The sequence below is a fragment of the Comamonas testosteroni genome (assembly GCF_030505195.1).
Lineage (GTDB): Bacteria > Pseudomonadota > Gammaproteobacteria > Burkholderiales > Burkholderiaceae_C > Comamonas > Comamonas testosteroni_G.
Map to the genome: position 1 here is coordinate 193,163 of NZ_CP129672.1, position 18,151 is coordinate 211,313.

13 protein-coding genes and 1 tRNA gene are annotated in these 18,151 nt (G+C 59.3%); 9 read left to right on the forward strand and 5 right to left on the reverse strand.

Annotation, left to right across the window (positions count from 1 at the left end; genetic code table 11):
* Positions 1-153: 153 nt before the first annotated feature.
* The 9 genes from QYQ99_RS00805 (at position 154) to QYQ99_RS00845 (ending at position 12,915) form a co-directional block, all read left to right on the forward strand.
* Complete coding sequence (locus QYQ99_RS00805) at positions 154-1,329, forward strand: AI-2E family transporter (protein ID WP_302090989.1); 1,176 nt, start codon at positions 154-156, stop codon at positions 1,327-1,329.
* Between the two features lie 233 nt (positions 1,330-1,562).
* Positions 1,563-4,628 carry a formate dehydrogenase-N subunit alpha gene (gene fdnG, locus QYQ99_RS00810; protein WP_302090990.1) on the forward strand — a complete coding sequence of 1,022 codons (3,066 nt, stop codon included), beginning with the start codon at positions 1,563-1,565 and terminating at the stop codon, positions 4,626-4,628.
* Positions 4,629-4,640: 12 nt separating this feature from the next.
* Positions 4,641-5,570, forward strand: a complete 930-nt coding sequence (fdxH, locus tag QYQ99_RS00815) for a formate dehydrogenase subunit beta (protein WP_302090991.1) — start codon at positions 4,641-4,643, stop codon at positions 5,568-5,570.
* Positions 5,567-6,193, forward strand: coding sequence for a formate dehydrogenase subunit gamma (locus QYQ99_RS00820; protein WP_003066500.1), 627 nt, complete (start codon positions 5,567-5,569; stop codon positions 6,191-6,193). The genes fdxH and QYQ99_RS00820 overlap by 4 nt, the downstream gene beginning before the upstream one ends.
* An 82-nt stretch (positions 6,194-6,275) precedes the next feature.
* On the forward strand, positions 6,276-7,241 hold the full coding sequence (fdhE, locus tag QYQ99_RS00825) for a formate dehydrogenase accessory protein FdhE (RefSeq protein WP_302090992.1): 966 nt from the start codon (positions 6,276-6,278) through the stop codon (positions 7,239-7,241).
* A gap of 89 nt (positions 7,242-7,330) precedes the next feature.
* Positions 7,331-8,770: an L-seryl-tRNA(Sec) selenium transferase gene (gene selA / locus QYQ99_RS00830; RefSeq protein WP_302090993.1), complete on the forward strand. Its 1,440-nt coding sequence runs from the start codon at positions 7,331-7,333 to the stop codon at positions 8,768-8,770.
* Between the two features lie 97 nt (positions 8,771-8,867).
* A complete protein-coding gene (gene selB, locus QYQ99_RS00835) occupies positions 8,868-10,793 on the forward strand; it encodes a selenocysteine-specific translation elongation factor (RefSeq protein ID WP_302090994.1) in 1,926 nt (641 codons plus the stop codon).
* Positions 10,794-10,976: 183 nt separating this feature from the next.
* Positions 10,977-11,072, forward strand: a tRNA-Sec gene (locus tag QYQ99_RS00840).
* Between the two features lie 64 nt (positions 11,073-11,136).
* Positions 11,137-12,915, forward strand: coding sequence for a site-specific integrase (locus QYQ99_RS00845; RefSeq protein ID WP_302090995.1), 1,779 nt, complete (start codon positions 11,137-11,139; stop codon positions 12,913-12,915).
* Positions 12,916-13,502: 587 nt separating this feature from the next.
* Here the strand turns inward: QYQ99_RS00845 and QYQ99_RS00850 are convergent.
* From QYQ99_RS00850 to QYQ99_RS00870, 5 genes are all read right to left on the reverse strand, one after another.
* Positions 13,503-14,105 carry a recombinase family protein gene (locus QYQ99_RS00850; RefSeq protein ID WP_302090996.1) on the reverse strand — a complete coding sequence of 201 codons (603 nt, stop codon included), beginning with the start codon at positions 14,103-14,105 and terminating at the stop codon, positions 13,503-13,505.
* A 78-nt stretch (positions 14,106-14,183) separates the two neighbouring features.
* Positions 14,184-14,735: a hypothetical protein gene (locus tag QYQ99_RS00855; RefSeq protein WP_302090997.1), complete on the reverse strand. Its 552-nt coding sequence runs from the start codon at positions 14,733-14,735 to the stop codon at positions 14,184-14,186.
* 137 nt (positions 14,736-14,872) lie between these two features.
* Positions 14,873-15,681 (reverse strand): IS5 family transposase gene (locus tag QYQ99_RS00860; RefSeq protein WP_302093079.1). Its coding sequence is split into 2 segments (ribosomal slippage): positions 14,873-15,351 and positions 15,351-15,681, totalling 810 coding nucleotides; the frame shifts between segments, so codons are not numbered across the junction.
* A gap of 720 nt (positions 15,682-16,401) precedes the next feature.
* Complete coding sequence (locus tag QYQ99_RS00865) at positions 16,402-17,106, reverse strand: Crp/Fnr family transcriptional regulator (RefSeq protein ID WP_302090998.1); 705 nt, start codon at positions 17,104-17,106, stop codon at positions 16,402-16,404.
* Positions 17,107-17,321: 215 nt separating this feature from the next.
* The gene (locus QYQ99_RS00870; protein ID WP_302090999.1) at positions 17,322-18,128 is read right to left on the reverse strand and encodes an oxidoreductase; all 807 of its coding nucleotides are present in this window, start codon (positions 18,126-18,128) and stop codon (positions 17,322-17,324) included.
* Positions 18,129-18,151 lie beyond the last annotated feature (23 nt).

Sequence of the window (18,151 nt, forward strand, 5' to 3'; positions counted from 1 at the left end):
GTACCGATTGGCGGATGCGACTGTGGCTGGGGAAGGGCCTGGAGTTGCGGCAGCCATTGTGCCACTGTTCAAAGTCTTGGTCTTATAAAAGACAAGATGTTTACACCCCGGGGAGTCGCTTACATTGCGGGAACTCCATAAACAAGGATTCGCATGCCGCTTTTGCCGCTTCACAAACGTGCATTCATTCTTCTTTTGATAGCAGTAACCGCCGGATTCGGCTTGGTTCTTGAAGAATATGCCGTTGCCATCTTCTGGGGCGTGGTGTTTGCCATCGTCTTTGCCCCCCTGCACCGCAAGCTGCTGATGCGCATGCCCAACAGGCCGACCCTGGCTGCACTGGCAACCTTGCTAATTAGTCTGGTAATGGTCATTTTGCCGCTGTCTCTGATAGGACTGTCGCTCATCAAGGAGACCTCAGCCATCTATGACCAGGTCAGCAGCGGCAACCTCTCGGCCGGCAGCTATGTGGAGCAGGTCTTCAATGCACTTCCCTCCTGGCTGACGCCATGGATGGAAAAGCTGCACCTGGGCACTCTGGACGAAATCCAGACCAAGCTCTCCAACATCGCGCTGCAGGCCAGCAAGCTCGCGGCCACCAAGGCCGTGGGACTGGGACAGAACACCCTGGGCTTTGTCGTGGGATTCGGCGTCATGCTCTATCTCATCTTCTTTCTGCTGCGCGACGGCAAGGAACTGATCGCACGCATCTGGGCTGCCACGCCGCTCGCCCCCGAGCACAAGCGCGAGCTGGCCACCAAGTTCATCACCGTCATCCGGGCCACGGTCAAGGGCAATCTGGCCGTCGCTGCGGCTCAGGGTGCGCTGGGGGGCCTGATTTTCTGGATTCTGGGTATTCAGGGCGCTGTGCTCTGGGCCGTGGTGATGGCTTTTCTGTCCTTGCTGCCCGCAGTGGGGGCTGGCCTGGTCTGGGGGCCGGTTGCGATCTACTTCCTGGCCACAGGCGCCCTCACCAAGGGCTTGATCCTGGCGGCCTATGGCGTGCTGGTCATCGGCCTGGTGGATAACGTGCTGCGCCCCCTGCTGGTCGGCAAGGACACCAAGATGCCTGACTATGTAGTGCTGATCTCCACCCTGGGGGGCATGGCCTTGTTCGGTCTTTCGGGCTTTGTGCTCGGCCCGGCCATTGCCGCCCTGTTCATGGCGGCATGGGAGTTGTTTACCACCATGCAAGAACAGGAGGAGAAGCTGCTGAATCGGGAAATCGCGCAAAAACGCACAACGACCGATCCGCAGCAGCCTGCAGAAGGCCTCGCCCCCACCGTCGCGCCCCCTCCTGCCGAAACACGGAAAAGCGACACAGATTAGGAATTTTCTGCTCAATTCGGCCTGCTGACCGATGGCTTTTCAAACTGAAAGTTGATAGGTTGAGAGGCGTAGGTTGAAAGCTATCGCTGCGATTAAGAAAAACAAAAGCGAAACATAAAACTCAAAGTCGCTCAACGTTACTCAAGAATTAAGGGTTTGTAACTGCTATCAAAAATGAGGGGGGTCGTAAAATTTGCTTTCACATAAGCGTTCATACGAAAAGGTACCCCACAATGGACCAATTCTCCAGACGCCAGTTCATGAAAGTGACTGGTTCGACTCTGGCGGGTTCAAGCTTGGCGCTGATGGGTTTCTCACCCACAGCCGCCCTTGCTGAGGTGCGACAGTACAAACTGTCAGCCACCACCGTAACCCGTCAAACCTGCACCTACTGCTCCGTAGGTTGCGGCATCCTCATGTACTCCCTGGGCGACGGCGGGAAGAACTCCCGTCTGTCCGTGATGCACGTGGAAGGCGACCCGGATCACCCGGTCAATCGCGGCACGCTGTGTCCCAAGGGTGCATCGCTGCTGGACTTTGTCCACAGCCCCAGCCGCCTCAAGTACCCCGAATACCGCGCTCCCGGCTCATCCGAGTGGAAGCGCATGTCCTGGGACGAGGCACTGAACCGCATCGCCAAGCTGCTCAAGGAAGACCGCGACGCCAATTTCGTTGAAACCAACGAAAAGGGCCAGAAGGTCAACCGCTGGCTGACCACCGGCATGCTGGCCGCTTCGGCCTCCAGCAATGAAGCTGGCTACATCACGCACAAAGTGGCCCGTTCCTGGGGCCTTCTTGCACTCGACAACCAAGCACGTGTCTGACACGGCCCGACGGTGGCAGGTCTTGCCCCGACGTTTGGCCGTGGAGCGATGACGAACCATTGGGTCGACATCAAGAACGCGGACGTTATTTTGATCATGGGCGGCAATGCCGCCGAAGCACACCCCTGCGGCTTCAAGTGGGTGACCGAAGCGAAGGAGCACAACAAGGCTCACTTCATGGTGGTCGATCCGCGCTTCAACCGCTCGGCATCCGTGGCTGACTTCTATGCACCGATCCGTTCCGGCTCGGACATCGTCTTCCTCGGTGGCGTGATCAATTACCTGCTGACAAACGACAGGATTCACCACGAGTATGTGAAGAACTACACGGACTTCTCATTCATCGTGCGCGAGGACTTTGCGTTCGACGAAGGTATTTTCTCCGGCTACAACCCCGAAAAGCGCACGTACGACAAGGCCTCCTGGGACTATGAGCTCGGTGACGATGGCTTTGTGAAGGTCGATCCCACGCTGGAACACCCACGCTGCGTTTATCAATGGCTCAAGAAGCACTACGCCGGCTATACGCCCGAGAAGGTGGAATCCATCTGCGGCACACCCAAGGAAAAATTCCTGCACGTGTGCGAGAAGCTTGCTTCGACCGCTGAAGCCGGCCGTGTTGCCACCATCTTGTACGCTCTGGGCTGGACTCAGCACACCACGGGTGCGCAGATCCTGCGTACCGGTGCCATGATCCAGCTGCTGCTGGGCAATATCGGTATCGCTGGCGGCGGCATGAACGCGCTGCGCGGCCACTCCAACATCCAGGGCCTGACGGACCTGGGCATTCTGTCTGCTTCGCTTCCCGGGTACCTGACGCTGCCGAACGAAGCCGAACAGGACTACAACCAGTACATCGCCACCCGCACGCCCAAGCTGCTGCGCCCTGGCCAGATGAACTACTGGTCGAACACGCCCAAGTTCCATGTCAGCCTGATGAAGGCGTGGTGGGGAGCGGCTGCAACTGCTGAAAACAACTGGGCGTTCGACTACCTGCCCAAGTTGGACAAGCAGTACGACATGCTGCAGATCTTCGAGATGATGACGCAGGGCAAGGTCAACGGCTACATCGCCCAAGGCTTCAACCCCTTGGCGGCTCTGGCCAACAGCAACAGCGTGCGCGAAGGTCTCAAGAAGCTGAAGTTCCTGGTCATCATGGATCCGCTGGTCACAGAAACTTCGGAATTCTGGAAGAACCACGGCGAATTCAACGACGTGGACTCGGCTTCGATTCAAACCGAGGTGTTCCGCCTGCCTACCACCTGCTTCGCTGAAGAGGACGGTGCCGTGGTCAGCTCCTCGCGCGTGCTGCAGTGGCACTGGAAGGCTGCCGAGCCCCCGGGAGAGGCCAAGACCGACATTGCCATCATGTCCGGCCTGCACCTGCGCCTGAAGGCTCTCTACCAGAAGGACGGCGGCAAGTTCTCCGAGCCCATCACCAATCTGTACTGGCCTTATGCCGAAGCCGATCACCCCTCCCCCGAGGAAGTGGCCAAGGAATACAACGGTCGTGCGCTGGTGGATCTGTTCGACCCCAAGGACCCCACCAAGCTCATCCGCAAGGCCGGCGAGCAGCTGGCGGGCTTCGGCGAAATGCGCGATGACGGCACCACCCTGGGCGGCTGCTGGATCTGGGCTGGTAGCTGGACCTCGTCCGGCAACCAGATGGCGCGCCGCGACAACAGCGACCCGACAGGCATAGGCAACACGCTGAACTGGGCCTGGGCCTGGCCAGCCAACCGCCGTGTGCTGTACAACCGCGCATCCTGCGACCGCCAGGGCAAGCCCTTCAACCCCGAACGCGTGCTGATCAAGTGGAACGGCAAGCAATGGGGCGGTGCGGACGTGCCGGACGTGGCCGTGGGCCTGGATCCTGAGGTGATCAACCCCTTCATCATGAACCCCGAAGGGGTGGCGCGCCTGTTTGCCCGCAAGGGTATGGCAGAAGGTCCGTTCCCCACGCATTACGAGGCGTTTGACAACCCGCTGGGCTACAACCCCATGTACCCCAACAACAAGCTGGCCGTCATCAGCCCCGTGATACGTATCCTGGAAACCGCCAAGGGCACCCAGGGCGATCCCAAGGACTACCCGCATGTGGGCACGACCTACCGCCTGACCGAGCACTTCCACTACTGGACCAAGCACGTTCAGCTGAACAACATCGTTCAGCCCGAGCAGTTCGTGGAAATCGGCGAGGCACTGGGCAAGGAACTGGGCATAGAGACCGGCCAGAAGGTCAAGGTTTCGTCCAAGCGCGGTTTCGTGAAGGCCGTGGCCGTGGTGACCAAGCGCATCAAGCCCATGAAGATCGATGGCAAAACCATCCATCACGTGGGTGTGCCTATTCACTGGGGCTTCTCCACGACGGGACGCAAGGGCTATCTGGCGAACAACCTGACAGCCTCCGTGGGTGACGGTAACAGCTTGACCCCTGAATCCAAGACCTTCCTCGTGAAGGTGGAAAAGATCTAAGGAGCCACGCTGATGTCCTCAACCATGTCTCTCGATATCAAACGCCGTTCTGCCACGACGACCCCCGCACCCAGCGCACGCGGTGCGCACGCGGGGGAAGTCGCCAAGCTGATCGACGTCTCCAAATGCATTGGCTGCAAGGCTTGCCAGACTGCCTGCATGGAGTGGAACGACCTTCGCGACGAAATCGGCACGGTTGCCGCAGGCGTCTACGACAACCCGACGGATCTGACGTCGGAGTCGTGGACCGTGATGCGCTTTGCCGAGTACGAAAACGAAGCCACAGGCAACCTGGAATGGCTGATCCGCAAGGACGGCTGCATGCACTGCGAAGACCCAGGCTGCCTGAAGGCCTGCCCCTCGCCTGGCGCCATCGTCCAATATGCCAACGGCATCGTGGACTTCCAGCAAGACCAGTGCGTGGGCTGCGGCTACTGCGTCACGGGCTGCCCGTTCAACATTCCGCGCATCTCCAAAAAGGACAACAAGGCGTACAAGTGCACCTTGTGTTCGGATCGCGTGGCTGTTGGCCAGGAGCCCGCCTGCGTCAAGACCTGCCCCACCGGCGCTATCCAGTTTGGCACCAAGGAAGCCATGCAGGAGCATGCGTCCCGCCGTGTCGTGGACCTCAAGGAACGCGGCTACGAAAAGGCAGGTCTCTACGACCCGCAAGGCGTGGGTGGCACGCACGTGATGTACGTTCTGCATCACGCTGACAAGCCTTCGCTGTACAAGGGCCTGCCGGACGATCCGTCCATCAGCCCCATGGTGTCGCTGTGGAAGGGTGTAGCCAAGCCTCTGGCCATGGCCGCACTGGGTGCAGCCGCAATCGGCAGCCTGTTCCACTACATCACCAAGGGACCCAACGACGTGTCCAAGGACCTTGAAGATGAAATGGAACGCAAGGACGCCGAAGCGCTGAACAAGGAGAACGGCAAATGAAACGCAATCCTCGCGACCTCGTGCGCTACAACGCATCGGAGCGCGCCAACCACTGGGTGGTAGGCATTTGCTTCATCTTGCTGGCCCTGTCCGGTCTGGCGTTCTTTCACCCAGCCTTCTTCTGGTTGACCAATCTGTTCGGTGGCGGCCCCTGGACCCGCATCCTGCACCCCTACATCGGGGTTGTCATGGGCGCATTCTTCGTCATCATGGCCTGCCGTTTCGCCAAGCTCAACATCGTTGAGCCGCGCGACATCGAATGGCTCAAGAACGTCAACAAGATGATCGATGGCGACGACCACGACATGCCCGAACAAGGCAAGTACAACGGTGGTCAGAAGCTGTTGTTCTGGGGCCTGGTGATCGGCATGCTGCTGATCGTGATCACCGGCTTTCTGATGTGGCGCGCTTGGTGGACATTGCCGGTCAACGTGGTGCGAGCGGCTTCGGTGGTTCACGCCATCGCTGCCGTGTGGATGATCGGTCTGATCATCATGCACGTGTATGCCGCCATCTGGACCCGTGGCACCATTCGCGCCATGCTTTATGGCACAGTAACGCGGGCCTGGGCCAAGCAACACCACCGCGGCTGGTACCGCAAGATGACGGGTGACAACGACTAAGGTTTTTAGTCCTCTCCCCTAACAACCCAGCCGCCAAGCGTTTATCGGCGCTCGGCGGCTGATTCATTTGGAAACCCTGTCAATGCAACGCATTCTTCAACCCGGTGAAATCGAAGCACTGGATCACACCAGCTTTCCCCGCATCTTGCTGCCCCAGGTAAGCAGTCTGTTCGCCGAACGCGCTGCACGCCTGCGCCAGCTGGCCAATGGCAATCCCATTGCAGACTACCTGCTGTTTGTGGCCCAGATCATGGACGCACAGCACAAAGCCGTGAGCGCTGTGGAAGTCGAACCCGCCAATGCCACCCTGATGGCACGTGCCCAGGAGCATTCCATGCCCCTGCTGCCCGCTGTGGACAACATCGATCCCATCTGGCAGACAGTGCTGGACAATATGCTCGACACGCTGCAAAGCAGCGAAGGCCTACCCGAGCCCCTGCAGCCCCTGCTCAAGGAACTACGCGCACTTGAGCCCGAAATCCGAGAAGACATCGCCAAAAAGCTGCTGCAAAAAGAAGTAGCTGCACGCCATGTGGGCCTGGCCCCTTTCATCATGGCAGCATTGCAGGTGGCTTTCGCCAAGCGCTCTTCCAAACTCAGCCCCAGAGACGTTCCCTACACAGACCCGGCCAACATCTGCCCCGTCTGCGCCAGCGAGCCTGTGGCCAGCGTCATCCGCATTGGCGGCAAAGTGGCTGGTCACCGTTACGCGCATTGCGGCACCTGTGCCTGTGAATGGCATATGGTTCGCGTCAAGTGCACGCACTGCGAATCGACCAAGGGCATCCACTACCAGGGCATTGACGGTGCGGGCGAAGAAGTTCTGGCCGAGACCTGCGACGAGTGCGGCAGCTACCGCAAGATCGTGAATCAGGAAAAGAACCCCATGGTCGAACCCCTCGTGGACGATCTGGCCACCCTGATGCTGGATCTGCTGATGAGCGAGACCCAGTTCCAGCGCGCCAGCGCCAACCCTCTGTTGTTTGTGGCCGTGGCCGAAGAGCAGCAAGGCGAGGCCGACCACGAGCTGGTGGACCCTGCGGCGTAAACCTGCCGGCTCCAACCGCCACCATAATGAAGGCGGCAGGAACTCCTGCCGCCTTTTTCATTTTTCCGACGACCCGACACACCCTGGCCATGAGCAATACCGCAGCGACCGCCCCTGAAATTTCGCACCCATCTCAGCTTCCCGCCGTGGACAAGGTCTTGCTCGCGACCGGGATGCAGGTGCTGCGCGAGTCCTATGGCCTGGACGCCTGCACCAAGGCAGTACGCGATGTGCTGACGGGGCTGCGCCAGCAGCTCCTGGGTTTTGCCGATCAGCCCGGCCGGAGCGTGCAGGCCGACATCGGCAGCATTGTGCAAGCGGCACAACAGCAGCTTCAGGCCCGGTTTGCGCCACGCCTGCAAGCCGTCTTCAATCTCACCGGCACGGTGCTGCACACCAATCTGGGCCGCGCATTGCTGCCTCAGGCCGCGATTGATGCCGTGGTCCAGGCCATGAGCTCCCCGGCCAATCTGGAATATGACCTTGATGACGGCAGCCGCGGCGATCGCGACGACCTGGTCGAGTCGCTGATCTGCGAGCTGACCGGCGCCGAAGCCGCGACCGTTGTCAACAACAACGCCGCTGCCGTGCTGCTGGTGCTGTCCACCATGGCCATGGGCCGTGAAGTGGTGGTCTCGCGCGGCGAGCTGGTGGAAATCGGCGGAGCCTTCCGCATCCCCGACGTCATGACCCGCGCCGGTGCCCGGCTGGTCGAAATCGGCACCACCAACCGCACCCACGAGAAAGACTATGCAGCGGCCATAGGCATGGATACGGCGGCGCTCATGAAGGTGCATTGCAGCAACTACGCCATCACCGGCTTTACCAAGGCGGTAAGCGACGCCGATGTCGCCCGCATTGCACACGACAGCAATCTGCCGATGATCGTCGACCTGGGCAGCGGCACACTGATCGACATGCGCGACTGGGGTCTGCCCTATGAAGTCACGGTGCGCGAGACGGTCGAGTCCGGCGCCGACATCGTCACCTTCAGCGGCGACAAGCTCCTGGGCGGCCCGCAGGCCGGCATCATCGTCGGCAAGCGGGAGCTGATTGCCCAAATCAAGAAGAACCCGCTCAAGCGCGCGCTGCGCGTGGGCAAGATCACGCTGGCAGCGCTGGAGCCCACGCTGCGCCTGTATCTGAACCCCGAAAAGCTCGCCCAGGAGCTGACCACGCTGCGTCTGTTTACGCGCAAGGCCGCCGACATGCAGGCCCAGGCCGAGCAACTGCAGCCTCTGCTTCAGCAGGCACTGGGCCAGGACTATGTGGTGGAGACCGCTGCCATGAACAGCCAGATCGGCAGCGGCGCCCTGCCCGTGGAAAATCTGCCCAGCTTCGGCCTCAGGATTTATCCGGCCAGCGGCAAGCAGGCGGGTCGCCAGCTGAGCCGGCTCGAAGCACGCTTTCGTGGCCTGCCCCGGCCGGTGATCGGGCGCCTGCATGACGACGCTCTGTGGCTGGATCTGCGCTGCCTGGAAAACCCGGCCCAGGCCCTGTTTGCCGCGCAACTGCCGCTGCTGGCCTGAGCCAGCACCATGGCCCCGGCCCCTGGAATTTTTATAAAAAACACCTTGCATCGCTTGACACACAAGCGCCAGCAGCTATCAAGACTATAAGCACACCATGATCATCGGAACCGCAGGCCATATCGACCACGGCAAAACCACGCTGGTGCGTGCGCTCACGGGGGTGGAAACCGATCGCCTCAAGGAAGAGAAAGCCCGCGGCATTTCCATAGAACTCGGTTATGCCTACAGCCCGCTGCCCAACGGCGATGTGCTGGGCATCATCGACGTGCCGGGCCACGAGAAATTCGTCCACACCATGGCTGCCGGCGCTGTGGGCATTGATCACGCCCTGCTGGTCGTGGCTGCCGACGACGGCGTGATGCCCCAGACCATAGAGCATCTGGAAATTCTGCAGCTGCTGGGTGTCAGGCGTGGCAGCGTGGCGCTGACCAAGGTCGATCGCGTGCTGCCGCAGCGCATTGCCGACGTGCACCGCGAAATCAACGCCATTCTCGGCGTCACTGCGCTGGCTGGCAGCCCCATCTTCGAGACCAATGCCGCAGAACCCGGCAACGCCGGCGTGCAGGCTCTGCGCGAACATCTGCAGGTGCAGGCCCAGATGATGCAGGCACGTCCCCGGGACGGCCTGTTCCGGCTCGCCGTGGACCGCGTCTTCACGCTGCCGGGCCAGGGCACGGTGGTCACGGGCACGGCCTTCAATGGCCAAGTGCGGGTGGGCGACACGCTGGCGCACTCGGCCAGCGGGCAGGCCGTGCGGGTGCGCAGCATTCATGCGCAGAACCAGAGCAGCGACAGCGGCGTCGCCGGCCAGCGCTGCGCACTGAACCTGGCAGGCATAGGCAAGGACGAGATCGAACGCGGCGACTGGATCATGGACTCGCGCCTGCTACAGGCCACGGACCGCCTCGATATTCATCTGCACCTGCTCAGCGAAGCGCCCTTGCTGGCCCAGTGGACGCCTGTCCATGTGCACCTGGGCACCAAGCGCACCACAGGCCATGTGGCACTGCTGCAGGACCAAGGCATAGAGCCCGGTACCGAGGCCCGCGTGCAGCTGGTGCTGGATACGCCGGTCTTCGCCCTGCCCGGCGACCGCCTGATTCTGCGCAACGCCCAGGCCAGCCGCACCATCGCCGGCGGCATGGTGCTCGACCCCTATGCCCCGAGCCGCAAGCGCCGCAGCGCAGAGCGCATGGCCTACCTAGACGCCATGGAGCAACTCATAGCCCGCAGCGACTTCGGGCCACTGATTGCACAGGCCCCGCACGGCATTGCGCGTTCGCAGCTGGTGCGGCTGAGCGGCCATGCCTTCCCCGAGTCCAGCCTTGCCGACACCATCCAGTTACCCATTGCCGGCGGCGATGCCCTGGTGCTGGGCCTGCAGCGCTGGCAGCAGCTGCAGACCCAGGTCATCGACAGCCTGGCGCGCTTTCACGAAAAATCGCCCGACGAGCCCGGCGTCAATGCGGCCAGACTGAGGCGCATGGCCTTGCCCGGCCTGCAGCAAGGCAGCTACGACGCGCTCTATCAAGGCCTGGTCGATGCCCTGCTCAGCAGCCAGCTGCTAGCCAGCACCGGTGCCTGGCTGCATTTGCCGCAACACAGCGTGCAGCTGAGCAGTGCCGAGCAGACGCTGGCCGAAAAGCTGCTGCCCGCCATCACTGCAGGCCGCTATGACCCGCCCTGGGTGCGCGATCTGGCGCGCGACCATGCGGCGGGTGAAGAGCTCGTGCGCCAGTTGCTCAAAAAGCTTTCGCGCCAGGGCCAGCTGTTCCAGGTCGTCAAGGATTTGTTCTATACACCGGCGCGCATGGATGAGCTCGCCGCCCTGGTTGCCGACATCGCCAGCCGGCACGCCAGAGGGGAAGTGGAAGCCAGCGCCTTCCGCGACGCAACTGGTCTGGGCCGCAAGCGCGCCATCCAGATTCTCGAATTCTTCGACCGCACCGGCTACACGCGCCGCGTGCGCGACGTCCATCTGCTGCGCCCTGACGTACATTGGAATAGCACGCCACGCTGAGCCTGCAAGGAAAGCAGATAGAAATCAGTCCAGGTTCCTTATCCCGCTTACGCAACAAGCTATCAAATTAGAGTAGAGCGGAATATGCGTTCTTGACGTGCTTTTGTCATCGGGTGCCGGATTGCTGGCTACAATCACTGTCCTATCTTCTACAAGAGTGGCAGTTGCCACTCTTGACTCAAAGGAAGGCAATCGTGCCCGGTGGCGCGGCCGGGCTTCAAACCCGGTGGGGGGCGTCAGCCGCTCCCGGGTTGGTTCGACTCCAGCTGCTTTCCGCCACCCAAAGTACTACAGTCAAGTGCCACATCGTCCACCTCAATCCCCCACTCAAGGGAAAGACGAAATGGCGACTGTTGAAGGACTGAATCAGAGGGGCTCCCGCTGGTCCCTACTGGTCCTCATTCCTAAAGACCTCCAAGCCCACTACGGCAAACCCAAGTTCAACACTGCACTTGGCACCAGCGACAAGGCAGAGGCGGTCCGTAAGGGCCTCCGCTTGAAAGCCCAATGGCTAGAAGAGTTCGAGGCCAAGCGCAAGGCTCTCAACCCTCAAGCCCTGGAGGTCATTACTCCGGAGCTGGCGCAGGTCCTCGCCAGTGGAGCCCGTAAGAGAGTCCTCCAGGCTGACCATCACCGCAGAGAAGGGAACGACCCCATCTTCAATGCGCTGGCCCGCGTAGGCCTACCGCTGATGCGTGCAGCTGATGGGTCTATTCCTCTACCCAAGAGGGACCCTCTTGATGGCCTCACCGACAGGGAACTGAATGCCCTGACCATCCTCAATGTCACGCAGTCCCAGGAGACCGGAAGAGCACTGGCTGGACTGAACCGTGGGACTGTCCTCCCGCTCCTCCAGGAGGATGCAAGGGCGTTTGGTCGTACCATCACTGAAGAAACTAAAGGACTAAAGGAAGCTCTCACGGCTTACCTGAGGTCATACCGGCAGGCATGGCAGGATGCCTCCAGGATGGATGCAGGAGAGCTTATTGATGAAGATGTCCCCCTACCCCTCAACCTAAAGCCAGAGGCCGCTACAGGCGCTCCTGTGGCGTCTTCCATGCAAGCCCAGGGGGCTGCTGGCGCTGGTGGTCATGCAATTGATGGTGGTGCTGCTGATGGGCAAACCCTCAGGGACATCCAGGCCCTCTGGCTGAAGGCTGAGCGCAAGACCCACGACACCAAGCAAGCCAGCGACCGGGCACTGAGTCTCGCTGAAGAATGCCTCGGCGGCCCGCTGTACGTCCATGGAGTCACCAGGGATCAGGGGAATACCTTCAAGGCTTGGCTGCAGGAGCCTGCCAGAGGCTTTGGCCTCAAGACTGCCAAGAACCATCTCATGTATGTGAACTCACTTCTGAGGTTCGCTTGTGTGGAGCTGGAGATGATCCAGAAGAACCCCTGGCATAGTCTAGCCATCAAGGTTCCCGAGAGTGACACCCGCAAGCCATGGAAGCCCCAGGAGCTACAGCAGCTATTCAGCCAGCCGCTATTTCAAGCCTATGAAGTGCCACCAAAGGGTCGAACTGGAGGAGGTCCAGCAGCCTACTGGATTCCCATCATTGGTTTGTACACAGGAGCCCGCATGGGCGAACTGGCGCAGCTACTGGTCTCAGACATTACTGAAGAGGATGGGATTCCTGTCATCCACATCACTGACAAAGGAGAAGGCCAGAGCGTGAAGACCAGCGCCAGCCGAAGGTCCCTCCCGATTCACTCCGAGCTGATCCGGCTGGGTCTACTGGACTACGCAGAGGATGTCCGGAAGCAAGGCCCGGAAGGGAGCCTGTGGCCGCTCCTGAAGAACGCAAATATCGCAAGCGCATGGTTCAGTCGGTACAGGAAGAGCATCCCAGGGCTGGATGGTCAATGGCTGGACTTTCACTCCTTCCGCCACACTGTCAGAACAAGATTAGCGAAGGCCCAGGTACAAGAGCACCTCATGGACGCCATCACAGGGCACGAGACAGGCGGCTCCACAGGTCGCAGGGTCTACACACATCCGGACATGGAAGACCTCCAGCAAGCCGTAGAACAGCTCTCCTACGAATCCGTAGACCTCCCCAGGGTGCACCCTCAGGCAAGACCAAATAAGCCAGCAGCAGGCCTGCAGGAGGTCTTCTGAAGCATCTCTAGCTGTCAGCTTGCTGGCGCTGGAGGAAGTCTCCTCACGAGTACCGATGACCCTAAAGAGCGAGACCCTAATCAACCTCAAGCCCTATATAGTGTGGGTTAAATACCCCCCTCTAGAGGTACATCTGGAAGTGCCTATGGGGTAATAATCTTTGTAGTGATTACTCTCATTGGTCTGTGCTCTTACGGTCTATCTTCTGGCCTCTTGCTTCCTGCTCCCTAAGATCGTGTCTTGTGGTGCTCTTTAGGTAGCTTTGGTCTTCCATTCCTGGATGGCTCTGCTGGTCGCTCCATAGGATCTATAAGTATAGAATCCGGAGGGTGTCTCCCCAATACTGTGGGTTAATAGAAAACCCAATGGAATTAATAGGTTACGTCAGTGGCATTCCAGCCATGTGTCGCCTGTCTTTGCCTCTATTGCCCCCCACCGGAGGAGCGCCATGGAGGAAGCTGCAGACTCTCGTGGACTGTCCACAGGTTCATCAGGAAGCCCCAGGAGCGCTCCTATAGACTCGCCAATGGTGACCCCAAGGCTTGACCACTGGAGACCCACAGAGAGCCTCCAGCGGCCTATAGCGATCAATCCGCACCAGCTACATCGCTAGAGGACCCAGCATCTCTGATCCGCATCACTGTCTGCCGAGAGGTCTCCATGGCCCTAGCTATGGCCGCTACAGATTCCCCTGCAGCCAGTCTCTTGAGGACCTCCCCAGTCTCCTCACCGCTGAGGCTCTTGGGCCTACCCAGGGACTTCCCCTCTGCCTTCGCACGGGCTAGACCTGCCTGAGTCCTCTCGATCAATAGGTCCCTCTCGAACTCAGCCACAGCGTTGATAACGCCCATGGTCATCTTCCCTGCAGGGCTCGTGAGGTCCATCCCACCCAGAGCCAGACAGTAGACCTTCACGCCATCAGCAGCCAGTGCATCCACGGTGGCCCTCACGTCCATGGCATTCCTCCCCAGGCGGTCCAGCTTGGTGACCACCAGGACATCCCCTGGCTCCATCTTGGTAACCAGGGAGGTCCATCCAGGGCGTTCAGAGGCCGCTACAGAGCCGCTGACGGTCTCCTCAATGGCTCTCCTAGGCGAGACCTCAAAGCCTGCAGCAGCGACCTCCTGAAGCTGATTTGCAGTAGTCTGATCTGAGGTGGAGACACGGCAGTAAGCAAAGACTCTGGACATGGACTCTTCATGTGTACGAATAGGATGTCCGTAATTTAAGCCATGTCCGTTAATTTATCAAGCTATCTTTTGGACACCCTACAGAGACCTGTCCGTAAACGGTCGTTTGTGGTCATGTCCCAAGACCTCCTCCAGACTCTCTAATGCACCTAACAACTGCTCAGTTTCTGAATCAAGAGCAACTGACGACACCGTTATTTCTCCTCCCCGCGCTAAACGAGAAAGAAAGGACACAGACTGTTTCAGCGACAACACACGCCCGTATACGTCAGCCAGAGCAATACACAAGCGCATTGGATACACCTCAGGCATATCAAGGCAGTTTTTAAGCCAAGGAGCATCCAAGCGTTGATGCACTTCTAAAAGACTATGCCCCTGAACAAGCTGCTGAGTGGCGGACCAGTGGCGCAGGTCAACAGCTACAGTTCTTAGCACTTGCATTTCAGGGCTCAAGAGCTTATATGCAACAACGCCCCTTCTCTTCAAAGCCTCTTGATGCAGCCTCCTTGGCTCCCTCCCCACATGCAATGCAACACGAGCTGTGTAGATAGCAGTCACAGAAGCTACAGCAGTAGCAATGGCTCCGATGGCAGTCCAATTCCAAGACTCACAAACGATTTCTTTCAGCACTCGCCCACCCTCTCTTTTGGAATGACTCAAGCATAGCGGCCCTACAGGGGGGACTCCACAGAGCATCTAGCGCTGAGATGCCCTCACAGATTTTTCTTCCAGATTTTCATCCAGTGAGCCTGCTAGACTTAGACTGGCTAACACCACCTATCCACGAAGCGTGCGCAGATGATCGCTGCCGCCAACTTCAACAGCGCTTCGTGGATATCCAGCCGTCGTTCAAAGCGGATTCGCAGCTTGCCAAAGCCTGCAAACCAGCTGTGCGTCCTCTCCACCACCCAGCGGTGCTTGCCCAGCCGCTGGCTGCTCTCAACGCCTCGTCTGGCAATCCGGCCGATGATGCCCCGCTGCCTCAGGTGGTTTCGGCATCGCTTGAAGTCGTAGCCTTTGTCAGCGTGCAGCTTGGCTGGTCTTTTACGGGGACGCCCTGACAAGCCTGCAATCGCAGGAATCGCGTCCACGCACCTCTCGAACATCTTAGAGTCGTGCCGGTTCGCGCCGCTGACCAAGATCACCAGCGGAATGCCTCTGGCATCTACGACGATGTGTCGTTTGGAGCCGAGCTTGCCTCTGTCCGTGGGGTTGGGGCCCGTTTCCTGGCCCCCCGGGGGCTTGGTACCGAGGAGCCATCAATGCTGGCCCGGCTCCAATCGATCTGGTCGTGTTCACGCAAGCGCGTCAGCATGGCCTGGTGCAACTGCTTCCAGACACCAGCGGCATTCCAGTCTCGCAGGCGCCGCCAGCAAGTCATGCCGCTGCCGTACCCAAGAGATTGGGGAAGGTCCTCCCATGGAATGCCTGTTTGCAGCACGAACAGGATGCCGTTGAGGGCGGCTTCGTCGCTGACCGCGAGCTTGCGCGCACCGCCTTTGGCAGAAGGCACGAAGGCTGGGATCAGGGGTTGTAGCTGTCGCCACAGTTCTTTGCTAACGGGTCGTCTTGCCATGAGGGCCGCAAGCATAACTGCTCTGCGAGGGGCTATGACGAAGTGATGTTAGCCACTCTTAACACTCACACCGATGTGCTGCTACGGCAAAGTGCTACAACAGGTTGAAGCTAAGCCATTGAAATCAATAAAGTAGTTGATTCCAAAGGCATCCCTCCGAATGATTTCATGGGCTTCAAACCCGGTGGGGGGCGTCAGCCGCTCCCGGGTTGGTTCGACTCCAGCTGCTTTCCGCCAGGATTACGGTTTGCAACCGTTAATGCGAAGCGACCACAACGGGCAATTGCCATCCCGCGCAAGGCAGCGGAAATCTCGCTGGAGCTGGGTACAGGCGCTGGTTCTCAATGACCAGCATTCAGCGAAGAGATGACCGGCCTGCTGGTACTGACCACCGACAGCAATCGACGGCGGATTCAACCGGTCGCTGCAACACACTAACCACCGCATAGGCGGCAGGAGTGTTGCAAATGAAGCAGCGCCCCAGAATCTACTATTCGGACAGCCAGAAGGCGCTGATGTGGGGGCGCGGGAAGCAAGGCTGGACTTTACGAGAATTCAACGTCTCGTTTTATCAATGCCGTCCTGGCCCTGTCTGAGCAAAGATTGATTGAGTGACAAGTTTGAAAGCCGCTGCTTGTAAACGCAGAATATTCGGGACCAAGACCTCACTAGGGGTGGAAATTGGCGCTTACCTCCATTCAAGATTTCATGCGCTTATGGCTATAGCGCATGTAGTCGCTGCTCCAAAGCAGCTACGTCATTCAGCACCAGTGTTTGACGCGTTGATGTGATAACCCCCTGCTTGTGCAGCCGCGCCATTTCACGACTTACTTCTTCCCGTGAGGCCGCAATTCTTGCAGCCAGGTCAAGATGACGCGGTCCAGGAGAAAGAATCGAGCGGTTATCCATGATGCCTGCCTGCTCTGCCAGCTCCAGTAAATAGCTGTACAGCCGCCCTGAAATTCTCAGCACTCCAAGCTCGACCAAACGGCTCATCAAATGCTCCGTCGCCGCTTGTTGCGTTTCCAACAAGAGCCTGCCAAAAATCGAATCCTCTCGTATCAGCTTCATGAAAGCGGTGCGTGTCAAGCACGCGAGCAACGATGGTGCTAACGCTTGGGCTTGCAGGGAAGCGCCACTGCCCCCCATCACTCCAACAACCCCGAAATGCCCGCCCTGCGCGAAATCTGAAATGAGCAGTTCACGCCCATTCGGAGATAGTGCAGAAACCCGCATCTTGCCCTGGCAAACAATGAAGAACATGTCTTGTGACTTTCCAGCAGCAATTTCTCCAGGTTCCAGGCTTTGCCAAGTACATAGACTGGCAACCTCACCGAGTCGAAGATCATCCATGCCGTCAAAAAGATGGCAACTCCGCAATCTCCTAGTCGAGACCTCTGATTGAATGTCTTTGGTCAGAAGCAATGCGTTCTCCTCGTTCTGAATGTGCTGCTTGGTTCGCAACCGATGCGCAGCACCGCTTACCGACCTGCGTGGAGGCAAGTGCATTGACGTGCTGCACCTGACCACGAGCAAGATCTCCTTGCCGCAAGACCTGTTACATGGAGCGGTGAGCACCGCCGCCATCTTCCAGGCCAAAGGTCAAGGCTCGGCCACCGCGGGTGATTGCAAGGATTCGTTCAGGCCAGCCCAAACGTCTTTCTCAGGCCCTTCTCGACCGGGCCGGCGGGCATGAAACGGCGGAGTTTGGCCAGAAGAGATGCCTCGCCTTGAGGCGTGCGGCGCATCCTCCACGGACCCAAAGCGGCATCCACAATCGTGTCGGCTACGCCATTGGGTTCGGGGGCTTGCTGGACGTTCTTCTCAATGGCCTTGGAGACGATGCCGAGCTCTTTGCTGTAGTCCGGGATCGTGCAAACGGCCTTAGGGGCATTGAGATCCAGTTTGGTTTTGGCGAACGACGGTTCAACCAGCGCGACGCGAACCCCGAATTGGCGAACCTCGTTATCCAGGCTCTCGGACAGCCCTTCGACAGCATGCTTGGATGCGGCATACAGCGCCATGTACGGCGCCGGGAGGAAGCCCAGTACAGAGCTGATGTTGACGATGCGGCCGGCGTGCCGCTCGCGCATGTGCGGCAGCACTGCTTGAATCGTGCGCATGAGACCGAAAAGGTTGGTGTCGAACAGCGTCTTTGCCTCGTCAATCGACGTTTCTTCTGTTGCGCCGACCAGGGTCACGCCCGCACTATTGACCAGCACGTCGATGCGCTTGGCCTGAGCAAGGATGGTCTGGACTCCGTGTTGAACTGACTCTTCATCGCGGATATCCATCTCGATGAGCGCAACACCGGGTATTGCCTGCGCCTTTTCCAGGTTGCGCACGGTGCCGAATACCCGGCATCCCTGCTGGGCAAATTGGATAGCTGCGGCACGTCCAATGCCCGATGACACGCCAGTGATGACGACGACTTTGGAGTTCGACATGGCAGTTCCTTTTCGTGAGACAA

Excerpts from the sequence above, each read along its gene's own strand:
- QYQ99_RS00805 (WP_302090989.1), top strand. The coding sequence starts at position 154 with ATGCCGCTTTTGCCGCTTCACAAACGTGCATTCATTCTTCTTTTGATA.
- fdxH (WP_302090991.1), top strand. The coding sequence starts at position 4,641 with ATGTCCTCAACCATGTCTCTCGATATCAAACGCCGTTCTGCCACGACG.
- QYQ99_RS00820 (WP_003066500.1), top strand. The coding sequence starts at position 5,567 with ATGAAACGCAATCCTCGCGACCTCGTGCGCTACAACGCATCGGAGCGC.
- fdhE (WP_302090992.1), top strand. The coding sequence starts at position 6,276 with ATGCAACGCATTCTTCAACCCGGTGAAATCGAAGCACTGGATCACACC.
- selA (WP_302090993.1), top strand. The coding sequence starts at position 7,331 with ATGAGCAATACCGCAGCGACCGCCCCTGAAATTTCGCACCCATCTCAG.
- selB (WP_302090994.1), top strand. The coding sequence starts at position 8,868 with ATGATCATCGGAACCGCAGGCCATATCGACCACGGCAAAACCACGCTG.
- QYQ99_RS00845 (WP_302090995.1), top strand. The coding sequence starts at position 11,137 with ATGGCGACTGTTGAAGGACTGAATCAGAGGGGCTCCCGCTGGTCCCTA.
- QYQ99_RS00850 (WP_302090996.1), bottom strand. The coding sequence starts at position 14,105 with ATGTCCAGAGTCTTTGCTTACTGCCGTGTCTCCACCTCAGATCAGACT.
- QYQ99_RS00870 (WP_302090999.1), bottom strand. The coding sequence starts at position 18,128 with ATGTCGAACTCCAAAGTCGTCGTCATCACTGGCGTGTCATCGGGCATT.